Origin of the sequence: Streptomyces sp. NPDC006733 (genome assembly GCF_040636125.1) — a bacterium.
In the GTDB taxonomy this organism is placed as follows: Bacteria; Actinomycetota; Actinomycetes; order Streptomycetales; family Streptomycetaceae; genus Actinacidiphila.
The window spans coordinates 21,127-37,579 of the sequence record NZ_JBEYJD010000001.1 but is presented as its reverse complement, the minus strand read 5'-3'; the positions used below and the strand labels follow the sequence as shown (position 1 = coordinate 37,579).

15 protein-coding genes and 1 tRNA gene are annotated in these 16,453 nt (G+C 73.6%); 5 read left to right on the top strand and 11 right to left on the bottom strand.

Features of this window, described 5'->3' with window-relative positions; all coding sequences use genetic code 11:
• Positions 1–17 precede the first annotated feature (17 nt).
• Together ABZ721_RS00165 and ABZ721_RS00160 are read right to left on the bottom strand one after the other, a co-directional pair.
• Positions 18–527 (bottom strand): SigE family RNA polymerase sigma factor, encoded by a 510-nt coding sequence (locus tag ABZ721_RS00165; RefSeq protein WP_358786248.1) that lies wholly within the window; start codon positions 525–527, stop codon positions 18–20.
• A gap of 233 nt (positions 528–760) precedes the next feature.
• Positions 761–1,306 (bottom strand): GtrA family protein, encoded by a 546-nt coding sequence (locus ABZ721_RS00160; RefSeq protein ID WP_358786247.1) that lies wholly within the window; start codon positions 1,304–1,306, stop codon positions 761–763.
• A 119-nt stretch (positions 1,307–1,425) separates the two neighbouring features.
• Between ABZ721_RS00160 and ABZ721_RS00155 the strand changes: the two genes are divergently transcribed.
• Positions 1,426–1,974 (top strand): GNAT family N-acetyltransferase, encoded by a 549-nt coding sequence (locus ABZ721_RS00155; RefSeq protein WP_358786246.1) that lies wholly within the window; start codon positions 1,426–1,428, stop codon positions 1,972–1,974.
• A gap of 68 nt (positions 1,975–2,042) precedes the next feature.
• Here the strand turns inward: ABZ721_RS00155 and ABZ721_RS00150 are convergent, their stop codons facing one another.
• The 3 genes from ABZ721_RS00150 to ABZ721_RS00140 form a co-directional block, all read right to left on the bottom strand.
• Complete coding sequence (locus ABZ721_RS00150; protein ID WP_358786245.1) at positions 2,043–3,011, bottom strand: zinc-binding dehydrogenase; 969 nt, start codon at positions 3,009–3,011, stop codon at positions 2,043–2,045.
• A gap of 68 nt (positions 3,012–3,079) precedes the next feature.
• A complete protein-coding gene (locus ABZ721_RS00145) occupies positions 3,080–4,003 on the bottom strand; it encodes an aldo/keto reductase (protein WP_358786244.1) in 924 nt (307 codons plus the stop codon).
• A complete protein-coding gene (locus tag ABZ721_RS00140) occupies positions 4,000–4,956 on the bottom strand; it encodes an NAD-dependent epimerase/dehydratase family protein (RefSeq protein WP_358786623.1) in 957 nt (318 codons plus the stop codon). Before ABZ721_RS00140 ends, ABZ721_RS00145 begins: the two co-directional genes overlap by 4 nt.
• 163 nt (positions 4,957–5,119) lie before the next feature.
• Between ABZ721_RS00140 and ABZ721_RS00135 the strand changes: the two genes are divergently transcribed.
• A complete protein-coding gene (locus ABZ721_RS00135) occupies positions 5,120–5,572 on the top strand; it encodes an Lrp/AsnC family transcriptional regulator (protein ID WP_358786243.1) in 453 nt (150 codons plus the stop codon).
• Between the two features lie 20 nt (positions 5,573–5,592).
• Here the strand turns inward: ABZ721_RS00135 and ABZ721_RS00130 are convergent, their stop codons facing one another.
• On the bottom strand, positions 5,593–5,874 hold the full coding sequence (locus tag ABZ721_RS00130) for a hypothetical protein (RefSeq protein WP_358786242.1): 282 nt from the start codon (positions 5,872–5,874) through the stop codon (positions 5,593–5,595).
• 171 nt (positions 5,875–6,045) lie between these two features.
• Between ABZ721_RS00130 and ABZ721_RS00125 the strand changes: the two genes are divergently transcribed.
• The gene (locus tag ABZ721_RS00125; RefSeq protein ID WP_358786241.1) at positions 6,046–6,414 is read left to right on the top strand and encodes a sortase-dependent protein; all 369 of its coding nucleotides are present in this window, start codon (positions 6,046–6,048) and stop codon (positions 6,412–6,414) included.
• Positions 6,415–6,485: 71 nt separating this feature from the next.
• Positions 6,486–7,091, top strand: coding sequence for a class F sortase (locus ABZ721_RS00120; protein WP_358786240.1), 606 nt, complete (start codon positions 6,486–6,488; stop codon positions 7,089–7,091).
• A 70-nt stretch (positions 7,092–7,161) separates the two neighbouring features.
• On the opposite strand, the gene ABZ721_RS00115 is transcribed toward ABZ721_RS00120, so the two are convergent.
• The 5 genes from ABZ721_RS00115 to ABZ721_RS00095 all read right to left on the bottom strand — a co-directional run bounded on the left by ABZ721_RS00115 (position 7,162) and on the right by ABZ721_RS00095 (position 14,018).
• Positions 7,162–7,238, bottom strand: a tRNA-Thr gene (locus ABZ721_RS00115).
• 115 nt (positions 7,239–7,353) lie between these two features.
• Entirely contained in the window at positions 7,354–8,946 is a 1,593-nt protein-coding gene (locus ABZ721_RS00110) for an alpha/beta hydrolase (protein ID WP_358786239.1), read from the bottom strand.
• A 128-nt stretch (positions 8,947–9,074) separates the two neighbouring features.
• The gene (locus ABZ721_RS00105) at positions 9,075–10,049 is read right to left on the bottom strand and encodes a hypothetical protein (protein ID WP_358786238.1); all 975 of its coding nucleotides are present in this window, start codon (positions 10,047–10,049) and stop codon (positions 9,075–9,077) included.
• Between the two features lie 183 nt (positions 10,050–10,232).
• Positions 10,233–11,453, bottom strand: coding sequence for a DNA polymerase III subunit delta' (locus ABZ721_RS00100; protein ID WP_358786237.1), 1,221 nt, complete (start codon positions 11,451–11,453; stop codon positions 10,233–10,235).
• A gap of 252 nt (positions 11,454–11,705) precedes the next feature.
• Positions 11,706–14,018, bottom strand: coding sequence for an asparagine synthase-related protein (locus ABZ721_RS00095; protein WP_358786236.1), 2,313 nt, complete (start codon positions 14,016–14,018; stop codon positions 11,706–11,708).
• A gap of 929 nt (positions 14,019–14,947) precedes the next feature.
• On the opposite strand from ABZ721_RS00095, the gene ABZ721_RS00090 reads away from it, so the two are divergent.
• Positions 14,948–16,363, top strand: a complete 1,416-nt coding sequence (locus tag ABZ721_RS00090) for an MFS transporter (protein ID WP_358786235.1) — start codon at positions 14,948–14,950, stop codon at positions 16,361–16,363.
• Positions 16,364–16,453: the final 90 nt, after the last annotated feature.

Sequence of the window (16,453 nt, the reverse complement as noted above, 5' to 3'; positions counted from 1 at the left end):
GAACCAAGGTGCGGGGGTCAGTTCGCGGCGAACTCGGCAAGGGAGCCGCCGAGCAGTTCGCGCAGCTTCGCCAACGCCCGGACGGAGCGCGTCCGGACGGAGCTGGACGTCGCGCGCATCGCGTCGGCCGTCTCCTCGATGCTGCGGTCCTCCCAGTAGCGCAGCACCAGCACCGCGCGGTCCTTGGGCGGCAGCCGGCCGAGCGCGTCGAGGAGCGTCAGCCGCAGCGTCGTGTCGACGCCCGAGTCGCCCATCACGTCCGGCAGGTCGGCGCTGGGGCGTTCGCGGCTGCTGCGGCGCCGCTGGTGCGAGAGGAAGGTCCGCACCAGGACGGTCTGCGCGTAACCGGCCGGGTTGTCGATCTTGGAGGCCTTGCCCCAGACGACATACATCCGGCCGAGGGTCTCCTGGACGAGATCCTCGGCAAGGTGCGTGTCACCGCTGGTCAGCAGGCACGCCGAACGGAAGAGATGCCCGGCGCGGTTCGCGGCGAACTCCAGATAGCCGTCCGCGTGCGTCTGCCGCATCCACCCCCCGATCGCCGTGTACACCTCATTGACGCGCCAAGGGTGCCCCAATGTTTCACGGCCCGGGAAGAAATTCCGCAAGCTTCTCCGCGCTGTTCGGCCGCCATCCCCGCTACGCGGCAGCCGACTTCACCGACCTCACCGACCACACCGACCGCACCGACTTCACGCGGAGCGCGTCCGCACGCGGAGCCCGTCCTCCAGGCGAGCCCGCTCCCGCGCCGAGCCCGTCCTCACGCGGCGACCGTGACCGAACCCCGGCCGAGGGCCGGCGTGACGGCCGGACCGGCCGGGGTGACGGCCGGTCCGGCGACGGGAGCGGGCACGCGGACGGCCTTGCCGCCACCCTTGGCGAAGACGATGACCCGCAGGACGACGAAGCGGCCGACCCCGGCGAGCCCGGAGGCCGAGAGGTACACACCCTGCTCCAGCAGCGCGCTCGGGTTCGGGTGCACCGCGTGCAGCACGAGCAGCGCGGCGGTCGTGAACAGGTAGCAGATCGCGGCCGTCAGACCGGACTTGACGTGGTCGCTCAGCCGGGCCCGCCCGGCCCCGAAGGTGAAGCGGCCGTGCAGCTCGGTGGCCAGCAGGGTGGAGGCCACGGTCACCAGTGCGTTGGCGACCGCCAGGGGCATCGTGTCCGACAGGAACAGCAGGACGGCACTGGACAGCAGCCCGACGCCACCGCCGCACACGACGAACCGCACAAAGGCCGCTATCGGCCCCGTCCCGCCGATTGGCTGCTCGGTGCTCCGCTCAATGCTCCCCGTGGTCTCCATGTCCCCTAGGATCCCGTAACCCACTGACAGCGCGCTGACTTTAACCGTCCGGTCACTGACCGCCCGCTGACACGGTGCCCGCAGAGCTGTCACGATGGGTGAGATAGCAGGAGGAGCGCATGGCAGAGGTGTTTCTACGGCGTCTGAGCCGGTGGCAGGCAGAGGCGCAAAGGGAGGCCTTCGCGGACCTCTACGTCGAGTCCTACCGGGGCGCGCAAGGCGAGGAGTTCCACAGCCGGCAGAGTTTCCTGCAACGTTTCGCGGAGCACGTCCAGCACCCCGGATTCGACATGACGATCGCCGGCGACCCCGCGCTGGTGGGTTTCGCATACGGCTTTCCTCCTGATCGCGACGGCGAGTGGTGGCAGGGGTTCGTCGGCGGGCTCCCGCAGGATCTGGAGGAGCACACCGCCTCCGGTCAGGTCTTCGCCGTCGTCGAGCTGCTCGTCCTGCCCACCCACCGCCGCCTCGGCGTCGCGGGCCGGCTGCAGGACATGCTGCTGTCGCGCAGCGACGCGGCCGTGGCGTCCGTGCTGGTCGAGACGCCGAACGCACCGGCGCTGGCCGCGTACCGGGAGTGGGGCTGGTCGAAGAACGGCGAGGTCCGGCGCCGGCAGGACCACATGTTGTCGGTACTGGAATCGTGGGGGCGCCGGCTCGCGGATTAGCGGAGCCACGGAGCAGGACGGGTCGACGGGGAGCCGCCAGGTCCTGCTGCCGTCATGCCGCCACGGCATCACGGCAGCAGGAGGGTCTTCCCGACGACCTCGCGCGCCTCCATGGCCCGGTGCGCGTCGGCGGCCCGTTCCAGCGGGAACGTCTGCCCGATGACGGGCCTGAGCCGTCCCGCCGCGGCCTCCGCCAGCACGCTGCGCAGCAGCCGGTGGGCGACGTCCGGCGCGAACTGCGCCTGCTCGATGCCGCGTACGGTCACCTCGCGGCGGCGCGCCTCCTCCGGATCGACGGGGGCGAAGCCGCCCGCGGCCGCGCCGTGCGCGGAGAACTGGCCGCCCCGGGCCGTCATCTCGAACGCGGCCCGCCCGATCTCACCGCCGACACCGTCGTAGACCATGTCGGGCCCGCCCCCGCCGGTCGCCTCGCGGACCCGCTCCTCCCAGCCGGGCAGCGAGTAGTCGACGACGGCGTCGGCGCCCAGCTCCGTCAGCAGGTCCAGCTTGTGCTTGCCCCGGGCAGCGGCCACGACGCGCTCCCCGGCCGCCAGCGCCAGCTGCACCATGAGGATGCCCAGCCCGCCCCCGGCCCCGGTGACCAGTACCCACTCCCCCGGCTTCGTGCGGGCGGCGTCGGCCAGGCCCAGCGCGGTGGTGCCGTCGTGCAGCAGGGCCGCGGCCTCGCGCACGCCGAGCCCGTCGGGCACGGCGACCAGCGCGGCGGCGGGGGCGAGCGCCTGCTCGGCGTAGCCGCCGCTCGCGACGTGGGTGGCGACGAGCCGGCCGATCCAGTCCGGGTCGACCCCCTCGCCGACGGAGAGCACCCGCCCGGCGACCGCGCCGCCCGGCACGTACGGCGGTCGCAGCGGTACGAAGTCCTGGGCCAGGCCCTCGCGGATCCGCGACTCGAAGAGGATCACGTCGGCGGCCTCGACCCCCACGACGACTTCCCCTGGCCCGGCCACCGGACCCGGCAGCACCACCGGCACCAGGACCTCGGGTCCCCCGAACCGCGTCACCTGTATCGCTCGCATGTCCCGTACTCCTCGTGGTCGCCACCTGCTGCTTCGTCCACGGGAAAGTCTCAGACCTCAACCAAGGTTCATGTCAAGGGCACGCCTCCGGCTGCCTCGTCGAGCCGTGCGAACTCCTCCACCGTGAGGACCACTTCGCCGGCCGCGGCAGAGTCGCGGATCGTCCCGGGCCTGCTGGCGCCGGGGATGGGCACGACGACCGGGGACTTCGCCAGCAGCCACGCGAGCGCGACCCGCTGCGGGCTGACGCCGTGCTCCCGCGCGACCTCGTGGAAGGCCGGGTAGGGCGTGGTGCGGACCGTGGCATCGGCGGCGGCAGCCGAAGGGCCGTCGAGCGAGCTGCGGGAGATGCCGCCGAGCGGGCTCCACGGCAGGAAGGCGATGCCGAGCTCGTCGCACAGCCGCAGCTCGGCCTCGCTGTCGCGAACGGCGGGCGAGTACTCGTTCTGCACCGAGGCGAGCCGGCCGCCGAGTATCTCGTGCGCCTCCCGGATCTGGCCGGCGTCCACGTTGGAGACGCCCGCCATCCTGATCGCGCCCGCGTCGAGCAGCTCGCGCAGCGCACCCACGGACTCGGCGAACGGCACCCGGGGATCCGGCTTGTGCAGCTGGTACAGCCCGACCGCCTCCCCGCCGAGCCGCCGCAGCGACTCCGCGCAGGCCCGCTTGAGGTGCTCCGGCCTCCCGTCGACGGTCCACGACCCGTCCCCGGGCCGCCCGCGGCCCCCCTTGGTGGCGACGAGCACAGCCGACGCGTCACCGCCGTAGGCCGCGACGGCGCGGGCGATCAGCGCCTCGTTGTGACCACGCTCGTCCGCGTGCCAGTGGTAGGAGTCGGCCGTGTCAATGAGCGTCACCCCCGCGTCGAGCGCCGCGTGGACCGTGGCGAAGGCCCTGGCCTCGTCCGGCCGCCCCTCGATGGACAGCGGCATCGCCCCGAGCCCGATCGCGCTGACGGGGACCTCACGTATGCAGCGCCCCCCGACGCTCATACCTGGACCCCCGCCCCGACCGCCCCGACCGTCTCGGCGATGGCGCCCGGCAGCCACTCCGCGACGGCCGAGAAGGCGAAGCCGAGGCCGGTGGCGCGTGCGTTGTCCATCGCGTAATAGCGGTCGAACGAGAACGGCGACACGTCATCTCCGTGCTCCTTGCGGAGGAACACCGGCCGCCCCACCCCGACCTGCGCCGCGACCGCCTCGGACAGCTCGGTGGCGGTCAACTCCCCGTGCGAGTTGGCGTTGACGGGCCCGGTGAAGTCGGCGCCGGCCGCCCAGAACAGGAACTCGGCGATCTCACGGTGATGGATGAACGTGGACGCGTACTCCTCCCCGTGCACGCGGACGGCCCGCCCCGCGCGCACCCGGTCCACGTAGTGCTCCAGCCGCCCGGTGAACTCCTCCGCGCCGCCGCCCAGCACGTGCGCGCTGCGCACGGACACGAACGCGAACGCCGGGTCCCGGCTGAAGACCGCCTCCGCCTGCCGCTTGCCCTCGGCGTAGTGCCAGGCGTCGCCGAGCAGCTCCCGGAACGCCTCCTCGCCCCACGGCAGTTCGAGGTCGACCGGCCAGGTGCCGGGATCCACCGCGTCCTCGGCGACCGGACGGCGGTGCACGGGGACGGCGTCGAACGTGGCCGGGTCGTAGACCTCCATCGTGGACGTCATGACGTAGCGCGCGGTGCGCCCGCCGAAGACGCGCTTGGCGATGGCCGCCTGGCGCGGCGTGTAGCAGACCTGGTCGATGACGACGTCGAAGCGCCGGTCGCCGAGGGCGGCCGCGAGCGCCGCCTCGTCATCACGGTCCGCGACGAGGTGCGTGACCCCCGGCGGGGGCGGCGACGAGCCGCGATTGACGACCGTGACGTTGACGCCCGCGTCCCGCAACCGCAGGATCAGCCGCTTGCCGAAGTACCGGCTGCCTCCGATGACGCAGACCTCGCGCATGCCGCCGCTCATCCCCCACACCTCTCCCACCAGGCAGGACATCCCCGCCGTCGGAAACAAGTGTTACTGTCCCGAACCGCCATCTGAAGGGGAGATCATGGGAGATTCAGCGGCGCTGCCAAAAGAACCACGCCATCTGCGAGGTCTGGCCCACGATTCCTCGGTGACCCTCGACAGCGTCGATACGCGGCTGCTCGAACTCGTCCAGACCGAGGGCCGCATCACCCTCAGTGAGCTGGGCCGGCGGGTGAGCCTCAGCCCGGCCGCCGTGGCGGAACGGATCCGCCGGCTGGAAGGCAACGGCACCATCACCGGCTACGCCGCGGTGGTCGCGCCGGACCGGCTCGGCTACGGCATGCTCGCCTTCGTCCGGGTCTCGCCGCACGGCGGGTACACGCTGCGCCACCCCAAGACGCTGGAACTGATGGCGCGCCCCGAGATCCTGGAGGTGCACCACGTCGTCGGCGAGGACTGCTGGATCCTCAAGGTCGCCGTGGCCGACACCTCGCACCTCGAGGAGATGCTCGAACAGATCTCGGCCCTGGGGCGCACGACCACGTCGATCGTGCTGTCGTCCCCGGTCGAGCGCAAGGTGATCACCCCGATAGTCCGCTGAGTGGCACCCAGGACGACGGACTACTGGGCATCCACCGACCGCCAGGCGTCCGCCCCCGCCTGGGAGGCGGCCTGCGAGGCGACCTTCGCCTGCCGGTAGGCGCGGGCCGCCAGTTCGACCGGGGCGACCTCCATGCGACGGACGAACCCCCGCCCGGTGTTCAGCAGCGTGACGCCGATCATGATCGTTCCAGCCAGCCCCAGCACCGCCGCGACGCCGGTGACGGCCACTCCGACCGTGAGCAGCCGCGTGTCGATGTCGATGCCGTGCGCATTCATCCGATTGATCGCCTTGATCGCCATGCGCCCAGCCTGAGGTCCCGTGCCGCCTTCCGCACGCCGGGCGGAGCCGTCCGGGCCCTGATCTCCCGACCACAGCGCTCTGACAACTTCTTCACAGGTGACTGCCAGCCTGTCGATCATCACGGCTGCCGCGCGGCGACCGATCGATGACCGTCAACGGAAGGCCCCACCATGCGCCCCACCCTGTCCCACCTCCGCATCCTGCGCACCACCGCTCTCACCGCGGTCGTCGCCGGAGCGGTGCTCCTCCCGGCCACCGGGGCGTTCGCGGCCGACGCGAGCGCCAAGCCGACCCCCACCGCCGTCGCCCCGTCCGCCTCCGCGGCCCCGGCCACCGACGCCCCCCGCCCCACCGTCAGCCCCACCAGCCGGCAGTCCGCCGCGCCGATGCCGCGCGGCGGCGTCAACGCCGGCGAGCAGCCGGCCGGCACCACGGGCACGAGCAGCACCACCATCGCCGGCTCCGCTGCCGCGGCCGCCGCGCTCGCGGGCGCCGGCTTCGTCATCGTGCGCCGCCGGGCGGCCCGGCACGACGGCTGACCCCTTCGCCCCATCCGGTGCGCCGCCCGAACGGGCGGCGCACCGTTCCCATCTCTCCCCCGAGGACCCCCATGGCCCGCACCCCGCACCCGGCACGCGCGCTGCGAGCACCGCTCCTCGCGCTGACCCTGACCGCCACCCTGGCCGCGTGCTCATCCACCGCAACCCCAGAAGCGGCCGCCCCGCCACCAAAACCCACCACAACAACAGAAGCGCCAGCGGCCACAACAACCGACAACACCCCCACCAGGGTAAAAATCCCCTCCCTGGGCGTGGACAGCTCCCTCCTACGCCTGGGCCTCAACACCGACCAGACCGTCCAAGTCCCGCCCTCCGACCAGGGCATGACGGCCGGCTGGTACGTGAACAGCGCGGTACCGGGCGAGCGCGGAGCCTCGGTGGTCATCGGCCACAACAACACGCGCTACGGCAAGGCCGTCTTCCACGACCTGCAAAAGATCAAAAAAGGCGCCGACATCGCCATCACCGGCACCAACGGCAAGACCACGCACTTCACGGTGACCACCACAGAGACGGTCAGCAAGAAGTCCTTCCCCACCCAGAAGGTCTACACCCCCACCCCGACCCCCACCCTCCGCCTCATCACCTGCGACGGCTCCATGGACCCGAACGGCCACCCCGTGGACAACCTCATCGTCTACGCCACCCAAACCTGACCCAGCCCCCGCGGAACCACCCCGCACAACGAAGAAGTCCCGGCCAGCAAGCTGACCGGGACTTCTCCTATGGGGCCGCCTTCGGGATTCGAACCCGAGACCTACGCATTACGAGTGCGTTGCTCTGGCCAGCTGAGCTAAGGCGGCACGCTGCGCTCGGCCAGTGTGGCGGGAGCAGCGGCGCCAAGTCTACAGGGTTCCGGGGGGTGCTCCGTGCAGGGGTGGATCTAGGGGAAAACGCAGGTCAGCGGGGGTGGGGTGGTCAGTCGCATTTTTTGTTCTTCGGTGGGGTGGTGCCCTCGAGGAGGTAGAGGTTCACGGCGGTGTCGACGCAGTCGGATCCGCGGCCGTAGGCCGTGTGGCCGTCGCCGTTGTAGGTGAGGAGGTGGCCGGAGGTGAGCTGGGAGGCGAGGGACTGGGCCCAGGAGTACGGGGTGGCGGGGTCGCGGATGGTGCCGACGACGAGGATCGGGGCCGCGCCCGCGGCTTCGATGCGCTCCGGCTTCCCGGTGGCCGGGACCGTCCAGTAGCCGCAGATGAGGCTGGCCCAGGCCAGGCCCGTGCCGAAGTGCGGGGAGGTGGAGCGGAAGGACGGGAGGGCGCGCTCGACGTCTGCCGGGGAGGAGAGCGCCGGGGGGAGGTCGAGGCAGTTGACGGCGGCGTTGGCGGCCATGAGGTTCGAGTACTTGCCGTTGGCGTCGCGCTCGTAGTACTCGTCGGAGAGCTTGAGGAGACCCGCCCCGTCGCCCTGCTGGGCCTGGGTCAGGGCGGCACGCAGCGACGGCCACGAGCCCTCGTCGTACATGGCGGAGATCACGCCGGTGGTGCCGAGCGCCTCGGTGAGGGGGCGGGCCTGGCCGGTGGTGAGCGGCTTGGCGTCGAGGGTGCGGAAGAGCTCGTCGAGGCGGCTGCCGGCGTCGGCGGCGCTCTTGGTGCCCAGGGGGCAGTCGGTGCGCTGCACGCAGTCGTCGGCGAAGGCCGTGAAGGCCGTCTCGAAGCCGCCCGCCTGGGTGCGACTGCTGTCGAGGGCGGGGACCGCGGGGTCCATCGCGCCGTCGAGCACCAGCCGGCCGACGCGCTGCGGGAAGAGCCCGGCGTAGGTGGCGCCGAGGAAGGTGCCGTAGGACTTGCCGACGTAGGTGAGCTTGTCATCGCCGAGCAGGGCCCGCAGGACGTCCATGTCGCGCGCCGACTCGACCGTCGAGACGTGGCCGAGGAGCTTGGCGGAGCGCTTCGCGCAGCCGGCCGCGAAGCCGGTGTCGGCGGCGACGAGCTTGTCGGTCTCCGCCGCGTCGTCGGGGGTCGTGTCGACGGCGGTGAACGCGTCCATCTGCGCGTCCGTGAGGCAGGTGACGGGCTCGCTGCGGGCGACGCCGCGCGGGTCGATGGCCGCCATGTCGTAGCGGGAGGTGACCGGGGCGGGGTAGCCGAGCGCCGCGTACTGCAGGTAGTCGATCGCCGAGCCGCCCGGCCCGCCGGGGTTGACCAGGAGCGAGCCGAGCCGCGCGCCGGGCCCGGCGGCCTTCTTGCGGGCGACGGCCAGCTTCAGGTCGTCGGCCACGGCGGGGTGCGCGTAGTCCAGCGGAGCCTTCATCGTCGCGCACTCGAAGCCGGGGACGCCGCACGCATGCCAGTTCAGCTTCTGGCCGTAGTACGGCGCCAGGTCGGCGCTGACCGACGGGAGCGGGCCGAGCGACTTGGACGCGGTGGTGGAGGCGGCCGCGCTGTGGCCCGAGCCGCCGCTGTCGCATCCGGAGAGCAGCAGGCCCGCCACCGCCAGCACGACGGCGGGGGCGCGGAACGGGCTTCTGAGCGGACGTCTGAGCTGATTTCTGAGCTGACTCTTGGAGTTCATCGGCGGCTCGGGCCCTCCCGTCGGGTGATCGCGAGCGTAACCGTCCCGGCGGAGTCGGGGCGGGCCGCACCGCCTCCCGATGGGCTATTTGTCGGATTTCTTGCACCTAAGGAGTGGACCCTGCCCTGCTACGGGCGCTCCGGCCCGTCGACCTTCTCCGTCAGGTAGCCGGCGACCCGCGCGAAGAGTTCACGGCTGCCGGCCACACCGCTGATGACGCGCACCTCACCGGTGCGCGCCCGCAGCGCCGTACGGAGCTTGCGGGCCGAGTCGCGCTCGGCAGCCTCGCCGGCCCCGGACCCGGACGACCCGGCCCCGGCCCCGTAGGCGAGGAGGATCGCGAGGCTGCGGCGACCGGCCGGGGACGGGACGTCGACGTTCTCGTACGTGCCCGAGACCCCGGCGACCGCGCGGTAGCGGTCGGGGTGGGCGAACGCCTCGCGGACCGCGCACGCCGCCCGGTCGCCGACGCCCAGGATCGCGCGGGCCGACCGGACCGTCAGGGTGCGGTAGTGGTGGGCGACGGCGCGGAGGTCGGGTCCAGCGGCGGCGCAGTCGCGCGGCAGGACGACGAGGAACGGATCGGCCGTGCCGCGCTGGACCTGGGCGGCGAAGCCCGCGTAGATCTGCTGCTCCTGCTGGTCGGCGGCGCCGACCTGGGCGACCACCACGGGGAAGGACACCTTCGCGGAGCGCGGGTACGAGTACTGCGGAGGCGTCCAGACGCGCGTGCCGTCGGCGAGCTCCTGCAGAACGCCGCCCGACGGGCGGGAGAGCGTCCGGGGCGGCGCCGACCACGACTCGGGCGGCGCGGGCGCGCGGGCCGGCGCACTGGCGGGCGCGGGCAGCGGGAGGTCGGCGGCGACCGCCGGTGCCGTGCCGCCGCCCCCGCCGCCCGACAGCAGCGGGACGCCCACGGCGACCGCCGCCAGGGCGGCCGCGCCCGCGGCGGCGACCCGCAACGTCGTGCCGAGGCGGTTCTGCGACAGCTCGTAGACGCGGCCGCACCGCTCCGACCACCAGTGGCGCAGCGCCGAGCGCATGAGCACCAGCGCGGCGGCGGTGCTGAGCAGGAGAAGCGTGAACAGGACGGCATCAGCCACGGTACGGACCACCTCGGGGACGACTGCGGCCCCCGGGTGGGCTCCGGCGGCACTGTCAGCAGCCTGCAACGAGGCACGGCGGGTCGGCGGGCGGCGTTACGGTCACCCGGCTTCCACCACCCGAACGCACCAAGGGAACCTCAGCGCGCACATGGTCCGAATGAAGAGGGCGCTCCTGCCCTCTCAGCCTGCTCGCAGCGCCAGCGTCATCGCCTCCACCGCCAGCAGCGGCGCCACGTTCCGCTCCAGCGCCTGCCTGCACGCCAGGATCGACTCGATCCGGCGCAGCGAGTTCTCCGGGCGGGACGAGGACGCGATGCGCTCGATCGCGTCGCGCGCCTCGACGTTCGCGATGCCGACCTTCGAGCCGACCTGCACCGCGAGCACGTCCCGGTAGAAGCCGGCCAGGTCGATGAGGGCCAGGTCCAGCGTGTCCCGCTGGGTACGGGTCGATCTGCGCTTCTGGCGGTCCGCGAGGTCCTTCATCGCGCCCGCCGTGCCGCGCGGCATCCGGCTGCCGGCGCCCGCCGACGCCCCGAGCGCGGCCCGCAGCTCCTCGGTCTCCTTGCCGTCCACGTCCTCGGCGACCTGCTTGGCGTCGTCCGACGCCGCGTCCACCAGCTCCTGCGCCGCCTTCAGGCAGCCGCCCACGTCCTCGACCCGGAGCGGCACCCGCAGCACGGTCGCCCGCCGCGCCCGCGCCTGCTCGTCGGTGGCGAGCCGGCGGGCCCGTCCGATGTGGCCCTGCGTCGCCCGCGCGACCGTCGCGGCCAGCTGCGGGTCGATCCCGTCCCGCCGCACCAGGACGTCGGCCACCGCGTCGACGTGCGGGGTCCGCAGGCTCAGCAGCCGGCAGCGGGAGCGGATGGTCGGCAGCGCGTCCTCGACCGAGGGGGCGCACAGCAGCCAGACGGTACGGGGCGCGGGCTCCTCAACCGCCTTCAGCAGCACGTTCCCCGCACCTTCGGTGAGGCGGTCGGCATCCTCCAGCAGGATCACCTGCCAGCGGCCGCCCGCCGGCGACATGGCGGAGCGCCGCACCAGGTCACGGGTGTCCTTCACGCCGATCGACAGCAGGTCCGTCCGGACGATCTCGACGTCCGCGTGCGTCCCGATCAGCGTCGTGTGGCAGCCGTCGCAGAACCCGCAGCCCGGCACGCCGCCCAGTGCCCGGTCCGGGCTCGTGCACTGCAGCGCCGCCGCGAAGGCGCGGGCGGCGGTGGAGCGGCCGGAGCCGGGCGGGCCGGTGAACAGCCAGGCGTGCGTCATCTTGGACGCCGTCGGCAGCTCCGCGCCCTTCGCGCCCGCCGCATGGGCCGTCACCAGGGCGTCGGCGTCCCGCGCGGCCGCGGACAGCTGCGCCGCCACCGCGTCCTGGCCGACCAGGTCGTCCCACACCGCCATGACAAGTCCTCTGAAGTTGGTCGCTGGAGTTGGTCTCTGAAGTTGGTCGCCGGAGTTGGCCTCTGGACCGGTCTCCGGATTTGGTCGCCGGAGTTTCCCCCGCACCGTTCCCCCGCCCATGGCGATGCGCCGCCATCGGCCCTGTCCATCATTGTCGGGCATCGCACTGACAACAGGTCACGGTCCCGGGCGGGTCATGATCGGCGGCCGGTCCACGGTCGCCCGCAGGTCACGCCCCGGCGACCCTCCTCATCACATCGTGAGCCGGCGCACCCCGCCCGCCACCGCGCGCTGCTCGGGAGCGTCCGTCCCCGTCCAGCACGAGCCCCGCCGGGCCAGCAGCCGGCGCAGCCAGACCTCCGTCGCGACGAGCTCGCCGAGCCCGTCCAGCGGGAGCGCCTCCCCGTCGGCGGCGGCCCGCAGGGCCTGGCGGACGACGCGGGCCTCGACGAGCCCGGCGTCGGCGAGCAGCGGGGTGTCGAACAGCTCGATGAGGTCGTCGACGGAGGACCGCAGCCCGGTGCGGAACGCGGCCGCCGTCGAGACGTGCGAGTTGGCGCCCCAGCCCGGTGGCAGCTCGCGGATCCCGGAGCCGGCCAGCACCGCGCGCAGCACCGAGACCCGCGCCCCGGGCTGCACGCGCAGCGGCTCGGGCAGCGCCCGGCAGGCGCGGACGACCTGGTTGTCGAGGAAGGGGGCGTGCAGCCGCTGGCTGCGCACCTCGACGGCCTGCTCGAAGACGCGGTGGTCGGCCGCGTGCCGGGTCAGGGCGGCGCGGGCGCGCAGCTCGCCCGGGCGCGACACCGGGCCCGGCCGGGACGCCGCCTCCTGGAGGCGAACCGATACTTCGGCCAGCGCCTCGCCCGTCAGCCAGCGCGCCGCCGGGCCCGGCCGCACCCAGGCCAGCGCGGCGAGCGAGGCGTCGAGCGCGGCGCCGGAGCCCGCGTCGGAGCGCGAGCCGTGGCCCGGGCCGAAGCCCTTGCCGGACGCCCCCGTGGATCCGTAGCCGTAGCCGAAGTCGCCCCGCAGCAGCCGGGCGGCGGCGTCCTGCACACCCTGCTGGTAGGGCGTGCGGGCCAGCCGGCGCGCCGCGCGGTAGACGGTGAAGGGGACGAGGACGGAGCGGCCCGTCGGGCCGTCCGCCGCGGCGAGCGCGGCCACCGGACGGAGCATGTGGCGGCGGTGCCGGTCCAGGAGCAGGTCGGCGAGGCGCGCCGGGTGCGCGTCGAGCACCTGGCGGGCGCCGTGCCCCACGAGGTGGTCGGCGCCGCCCGCGGCGAGCCGCCGGCGGTGGCGCTCGGCCGTGATGAGGGACGGTCCCGGCTCGTCGGTCAGCGGACCGGAGGCGAGGTCGGCGTACGGGAGCGCCTCGGCGCCGCCGGGCACCACCACGTGGTGCAGCCGGGGGTCGCTGGCCATGGCCCTGGCCCGTTCGAGTTCCGCGTCGCGGGACTGCAGCCCGCCGCCCGCCAGGTCGTTGAAGGTGACGGCCAGCAGCCGCTGGCCCGCCGAGGAGCCGTGGCCGAGCGGGGTGCCGGGCATGCCCGGCAGCCCGGCGGCGAGCAGCGCGAGGGTGGCGGAGGCGCTGCCCCCTGACAGGTCCGCGCCGATGCCGGGGGACGGCGCCTCGCCCTCGTCGGGGATGAAGCGCGGCTGGGCGAGCCGGGCCCGGACGGCGTCCACGAGGGCGTCGCGGACCCCGGTGATCGCCGCTTCGGTGTCGGAGGCGGAGGTCTGGTTGCCGACGGCGAGCGACGCCGTCGCCTCGTAGCCGCTGATCTCGGGGACGCCGTCGCGCAGGATGAGGGCGTGGCCCGGCGGCACCCGGCGGACGCCGAGGTACGGCGTTCCGTCGCCGAGCGCCTCGGGCGAGTCCGGGCAGGCGAGGGTGGCGGCGAGGTGGGTGACGTCGAGCCCCGCCTCGATGAGGTCCGCGAGCGGCAGGGCGGCCGTCGCGAAGGCGGTGCCGCCCGCCCAGCGGGTGTGGAAGACGGGCCGGGCGCCGGCGAGGTCGCCCAGGATCGTGATGCGGCGGCCGAGTTGGAGGACGGCGGTGTAGCTGCCCGGCCACGCGGTGAGGTGGCGCAGGGCGCCGCCGCGGGCGGCGAAGAGCCCGACGCGCAGCTGGGCGTCGCTGGCGTGGCAGCGTCCGAGGATGGCGATCCTGGCGATGGCGGGGTGGCTGCTGCCGTAGCCGCTGCCGCGGCCGCCGCCGTAGGTACTGCCGTTGCTGTCGCCGTAGCCGCCGGCGCCGCGGTGGCCGTTGCCGTTGCCGCGGCCGCCGTTGTAGTCGTTGCTGCCGCCCCCGTAGCCGTTGCTTCCGTGGGCCGCGCCGGATCCCGATCGCGAACCCGATCCGGAGTATCCGGAGTAGGCGCTGCCGGGAAACGCGGCGCCGGTCTCGGCGTCGATCACCCTGACCTCGTCAGGACGCCAGTCGCCGACCGCCCAGAGCGGGTCCGGTCCGCCCCACAGGAGTTGCGCGCCAACCGGCAGGACCGTACGGGCCGACGTGCCCGGAAGTGATCCTGCCGCGGCACTGCTCCACCCCACCAACCACCGCATCGCCGCCTCCACAGGCCGTGGACCACTGGCCGCGCGGCATGCGAACTGCCGCTCCGCCTGAGGAACATGCTGCCATGGCACGGCGCACAAGGAGGCGCATGGGCGCAGGGAGGAGCGCCGGGTCGTCCGCGGGAAGCCAAACGTCGGTTTCACGCCAAAGTGATTGGCACATGCCGGAGTTGATATGCCGGTCGACGGATGCGCGGTAGAGGTGGTGTACATAGACGACATAAGCCGCGGGGGAATGACAGTCCGGGAGGCGTCCGCACGCCTCCCGGACCGGTCCGCCGCCCGCGGGGATTGTGGCGGCGGAGCCCCCTGGCCCGCCGTCTCTTGCCATTGCCGCTTGTCGAGGCCACGGGCCGACCCACCCGTCCATGGAAGCGCTCCCGATCTGGGCCGCACAGAGCGCACGGGTGGGCGCACAGCCACATATACCGGGAGCACGGGCACTTTTTGGGGGCTGCAATCTCGCCATCCGGGACAGGCCTCTTAACGGTCGGGATGCGGCGAACTACGCTGGGTGTACCCGAGTAGCGAGCGTCCTGGCATCTCGGGGTCCGATTTGTCCGCGACATTGGCCGAATCGGGCTCCATAGACATCGCAGCCTCCACCAGAGGGGCTGGGACGGCCGTTCTTTGTGTCGAGGGGGTGGCAAGGGCGTGGTCCACGTGCGCGGCCCCCGTGTGTCCGGACGGCTCGACCGGCTCGACGACCCCGGCAAGCCCTCCCTTCCCGGCACGCCCTCCATTCCCGGCTCCGACGAGGAGTGGCCATGCTGTGCTCTCCCGGGAGGCAGCCACCGCCGCCCCCCGCCCCCGCACCGGTTCCCGCCCAGGGCTCCGTTACCACCGACCCCCCGAGCGACCCCCCGAGAACCGACCGGGCCGTCCGGCCCGCACCCAGCGGCATCGCGAGGTGAACCGCAGTGAACAAGGAACATCGCGGGCCGAACGAAAAGCTCGGCACCCTTCTCGCCCTGGCCGCCATCAGTAACGCGGGCCTCGCCCGCCGGGTCAACGACCTGGGCGCGCAACGGGGCCTGACCCTCCGCTACGACAAGACCTCGGTGGCCCGCTGGGTCAGCAAGGGCATGGTCCCGCAGGGCGCCGCGCCCCACCTCATCGCCGCGGCGATAGCGAGCAAGCTCGGCCGTCCCGTCCCGCTGCACGAGATCGGTCTCGCGGACGCCGACCCGGCGCCCGAGGTCGGGCTCGCCTTCCCGCGCGACGTCGGCGAGGCGGTGAAGTCCGCCACCGACCTGTGGCGGCTCGACCTGGCAGGCCGCCGCGGTGCCGGCGGCACCGGCATCTGGCAGAGCCTGGCCGGCTCCTTCGCCGTCAGCGCCTACGTGACGCCCGCCTCGCGGTGGCTGATCACCCCGGCCGACGCCCTGGTGGCGCGCGACGCCCCCGCGCCCGGCACCGCCCACGTCGGGCACTCGGACGTGGCGAAGCTGCGCGAGGCCGCCGACGACGCCCGCCGCTGGGACTCGAAGTACGGCGGCGGCGACTGGCGCTCCGGCATGGTCCCCGAGTGCCTGCGGGTCGAGGCGGCGCCGCTGCTGCTCGGCTCGTACAGCGACGAGGTCGGCCGCTCGCTCTTCGGCGCCACCGCTGAACTCACCCGGCTCGCCGGGTGGATGGCCTTCGACACCGGCCAGCAGGAGGCGGCGCAGCGCTACTACATCCAGGCCCTGCGGCTGGCCCGCGCGGCGGCCGACGTCCCGCTGGGCGGCTACGTCCTGGCGTCGATGTCGCTGCAGGCCACGTACCGGAGCTTCGCCGACGAGGGCGTCGACCTCGCCCAGGCGGCCCTGGAACGCAACCGGGGCCTCGCCACCGCCCGGACGATGAGCTTCTTCCAGCTCGTCGAGGCCCGCGCGCACGCCAAGGCCGGCGAGGCCGCCGCGTGTGCCACGTCGCTCGCCGCGGCGGAGTCCTGGCTGGAGCGCTCCCGGGACGGCGACGCCGATCCCGCCTGGCTCGGCTTCTACTCCTACGACCGGCTCGCCGCCGACGCCGCCGAGTGCTACCGCGACCTGAAGGTGCCGCGCCAGGTGCAGCGGTTCACCGAGCAGGCGCTGGCCCGGCCCACGGAGGAGTACGTCCGCTCGCACGGCCTGCGCCTCGTCGTGTCCGCCGTCGCCGAGCTCGAGTCGGGGAACCTGGACGCGGCCTGTGCCGCGGGGACCAAGGCCGTCGAGGTCGCCGGGCGTATCTCGTCCGCGCGCACCACGGAGTACGTCCGCGACCTGCTGCACCGGCTGGAGCCGTACGGCAACGAGCCGCGCGTCGTCGAGCTGCGGGAACGGGCCCGGCCGCTGCTGGCGGCCCCGGCGTGACGCCGCCCGGCTCGTAGCCGGAGCGGTGGGGAAGCGGTAAGCGGCAACCGGAGCCGTCCGCGGGCCGCCCTGCGGTCCCGGGCGGCGTCC

Coding starts and splice junctions, on each gene's coding strand:
- ABZ721_RS00165 (WP_358786248.1), bottom strand. CDS start 527: ATGCGGCAGACGCACGCGGACGGCTATCTGGAGTTCGCCGCGAACCGC.
- ABZ721_RS00160 (WP_358786247.1), bottom strand. CDS start 1,306: ATGGAGACCACGGGGAGCATTGAGCGGAGCACCGAGCAGCCAATCGGC.
- ABZ721_RS00155 (WP_358786246.1), top strand. CDS start 1,426: ATGGCAGAGGTGTTTCTACGGCGTCTGAGCCGGTGGCAGGCAGAGGCG.
- ABZ721_RS00150 (WP_358786245.1), bottom strand. CDS start 3,011: ATGCGAGCGATACAGGTGACGCGGTTCGGGGGACCCGAGGTCCTGGTG.
- ABZ721_RS00145 (WP_358786244.1), bottom strand. CDS start 4,003: ATGAGCGTCGGGGGGCGCTGCATACGTGAGGTCCCCGTCAGCGCGATC.
- ABZ721_RS00140 (WP_358786623.1), bottom strand. CDS start 4,956: ATGCGCGAGGTCTGCGTCATCGGAGGCAGCCGGTACTTCGGCAAGCGG.
- ABZ721_RS00130 (WP_358786242.1), bottom strand. CDS start 5,874: ATGGCGATCAAGGCGATCAATCGGATGAATGCGCACGGCATCGACATC.
- ABZ721_RS00125 (WP_358786241.1), top strand. CDS start 6,046: ATGCGCCCCACCCTGTCCCACCTCCGCATCCTGCGCACCACCGCTCTC.
- ABZ721_RS00120 (WP_358786240.1), top strand. CDS start 6,486: ATGGCCCGCACCCCGCACCCGGCACGCGCGCTGCGAGCACCGCTCCTC.
- ABZ721_RS00110 (WP_358786239.1), bottom strand. CDS start 8,946: ATGAACTCCAAGAGTCAGCTCAGAAATCAGCTCAGACGTCCGCTCAGA.
- ABZ721_RS00100 (WP_358786237.1), bottom strand. CDS start 11,453: ATGGCGGTGTGGGACGACCTGGTCGGCCAGGACGCGGTGGCGGCGCAG.
- ABZ721_RS00095 (WP_358786236.1), bottom strand. CDS start 14,018: ATGCGGTGGTTGGTGGGGTGGAGCAGTGCCGCGGCAGGATCACTTCCG.